The sequence below is a fragment of the Escherichia sp. MOD1-EC6021 genome (assembly GCF_002965245.1).
Classification (GTDB): Bacteria; Pseudomonadota; Gammaproteobacteria; order Enterobacterales; family Enterobacteriaceae; genus Escherichia; species Escherichia coli_F.
Genome location: NZ_PTRU01000078.1, coordinates 1 through 3,039 on the forward strand (window position 1 = coordinate 1; position 3,039 = coordinate 3,039).

The 3,039-nt window shown below is 52.6% G+C and carries 1 rRNA gene; it reads right to left on the reverse strand.

Features of this window, described 5'->3' with window-relative positions:
- Positions 1-12: 12 nt before the first annotated feature.
- Positions 13-2,917 (reverse strand): 23S ribosomal RNA (locus BEB54_RS27850).
- Positions 2,918-3,039: the final 122 nt, after the last annotated feature.

Consider the following 3,039-nt stretch of genomic DNA (forward strand, 5'->3'; position numbering starts at 1 on the left):
CTTCGGCGTTGTAAGGTTAAGCCTCACGGTTCATTAGTACCGGTTAGCTCAACGCATCGCTGCGCTTACACACCCGGCCTATCAACGTCGTCGTCTTCAACGTTCCTTCAGGACCCTTAAAGGGTCAGGGAGAACTCATCTCGGGGCAAGTTTCGTGCTTAGATGCTTTCAGCACTTATCTCTTCCGCATTTAGCTACCGGGCAGTGCCATTGGCATGACAACCCGAACACCAGTGATGCGTCCACTCCGGTCCTCTCGTACTAGGAGCAGCCCCCCTCAGTTCTCCAGCGCCCACGGCAGATAGGGACCGAACTGTCTCACGACGTTCTAAACCCAGCTCGCGTACCACTTTAAATGGCGAACAGCCATACCCTTGGGACCTACTTCAGCCCCAGGATGTGATGAGCCGACATCGAGGTGCCAAACACCGCCGTCGATATGAACTCTTGGGCGGTATCAGCCTGTTATCCCCGGAGTACCTTTTATCCGTTGAGCGATGGCCCTTCCATTCAGAACCACCGGATCACTATGACCTGCTTTCGCACCTGCTCGCGCCGTCACGCTCGCAGTCAAGCTGGCTTATGCCATTGCACTAACCTCCTGATGTCCGACCAGGATTAGCCAACCTTCGTGCTCCTCCGTTACTCTTTAGGAGGAGACCGCCCCAGTCAAACTACCCACCAGACACTGTCCGCAACCCCGATAAGGGGCCAACGTTAGAACATCAAACATTAAAGGGTGGTATTTCAAGGTCGGCTCCATGCAGACTGGCGTCCACACTTCAAAGCCTCCCACCTATCCTACACATCAAGGCTCAATGTTCAGTGTCAAGCTATAGTAAAGGTTCACGGGGTCTTTCCGTCTTGCCGCGGGTACACTGCATCTTCACAGCGAGTTCAATTTCACTGAGTCTCGGGTGGAGACAGCCTGGCCATCATTACGCCATTCGTGCAGGTCGGAACTTACCCGACAAGGAATTTCGCTACCTTAGGACCGTTATAGTTACGGCCGCCGTTTACCGGGGCTTCGATCAAGAGCTTCGCGTTGCCGCTAACCCCATCAATTAACCTTCCGGCACCGGGCAGGCGTCACACCGTATACGTCCACTTTCGTGTTTGCACAGTGCTGTGTTTTTAATAAACAGTTGCAGCCAGCTGGTATCTTCGACTGATTTCAGCTCCACGAGCAAGTCGCTTCACCTACATATCAGCGTGCCTTCTCCCGAAGTTACGGCACCATTTTGCCTAGTTCCTTCACCCGAGTTCTCTCAAGCGCCTTGGTATTCTCTACCTGACCACCTGTGTCGGTTTGGGGTACGATTTGATGTTACCTGATGCTTAGAGGCTTTTCCTGGAAGCAGGGCATTTGTTGCTTCAGCACCGTAGTGCCTCGTCATCACGCCTCAGCCTTGATTTTCCGGATTTGCCTGGAAAACCAGCCTACACGCTTAAACCGGGACAACCGTCGCCCGGCCAACATAGCCTTCTCCGTCCCCCCTTCGCAGTAACACCAAGTACAGGAATATTAACCTGTTTCCCATCGACTACGCCTTTCGGCCTCGCCTTAGGGGTCGACTCACCCTGCCCCGATTAACGTTGGACAGGAACCCTTGGTCTTCCGGCGAGCGGGCTTTTCACCCGCTTTATCGTTACTTATGTCAGCATTCGCACTTCTGATACCTCCAGCATACCTCACAGTACACCTTCGCAGGCTTACAGAACGCTCCCCTACCCAACAACGCATAAGCGTCGCTGCCGCAGCTTCGGTGCATGGTTTAGCCCCGTTACATCTTCCGCGCAGGCCGACTCGACCAGTGAGCTATTACGCTTTCTTTAAATGATGGCTGCTTCTAAGCCAACATCCTGGCTGTCTGGGCCTTCCCACATCGTTTCCCACTTAACCATGACTTTGGGACCTTAGCTGGCGGTCTGGGTTGTTTCCCTCTTCACGACGGACGTTAGCACCCGCCGTGTGTCTCCCGTGATAACATTCTCCGGTATTCGCAGTTTGCATCGGGTTGGTAAGTCGGGATGACCCCCTTGCCGAAACAGTGCTCTACCCCCGGAGATGAATTCACGAGGCGCTACCTAAATAGCTTTCGGGGAGAACCAGCTATCTCCCGGTTTGATTGGCCTTTCACCCCCAGCCACAAGTCATCCGCTAATTTTTCAACATTAGTCGGTTCGGTCCTCCAGTTAGTGTTACCCAACCTTCAACCTGCCCATGGCTAGATCACCGGGTTTCGGGTCTATACCCTGCAACTTAACGCCCAGTTAAGACTCGGTTTCCCTTCGGCTCCCCTATTTGGTTAACCTTGCTACAGAATATAAGTCGCTGACCCATTATACAAAAGGTACGCAGTCACCCCATAAAGAGGCTCCCACTGCTTGTACGTACACGGTTTCAGGTTCTTTTTCACTCCCCTCGCCGGGGTTCTTTTCGCCTTTCCCTCACGGTACTGGTTCACTATCGGTCAGTCAGGAGTATTTAGCCTTGGAGGATGGTCCCCCCATATTCAGACAGGATACCACGTGTCCCGCCCTACTCATCGAGCTCACAGCATGTGCATTTTTGTGTACGGGGCTGTCACCCTGTATCGCGCGCCTTTCCAGACGCTTCCACTAACACACACACTGATTCAGGCTCTGGGCTGCTCCCCGTTCGCTCGCCGCTACTGGGGGAATCTCGGTTGATTTCTTTTCCTCGGGGTACTTAGATGTTTCAGTTCCCCCGGTTCGCCTCATTAACCTATGGATTCAGTTAATGATAGTGTGACGAATCACACTGGGTTTCCCCATTCGGAAATCGCCGGTTATAACGGTTCATATCACCTTACCGACGCTTATCGCAGATTAGCACGTCCTTCATCGCCTCTGACTGCCAGGGCATCCACCGTGTACGCTTAGTCGCTTAACCTCACAACCCGAAGATGTTTCTTTCGATTCATCATCGTGTTGCGAAAATTTGAGAGACTCACGAACAACTTTCGTTGTTCAGTGTTTCAATTTTCAGCTTGATCCAGATTTTTAAAGAGCAAA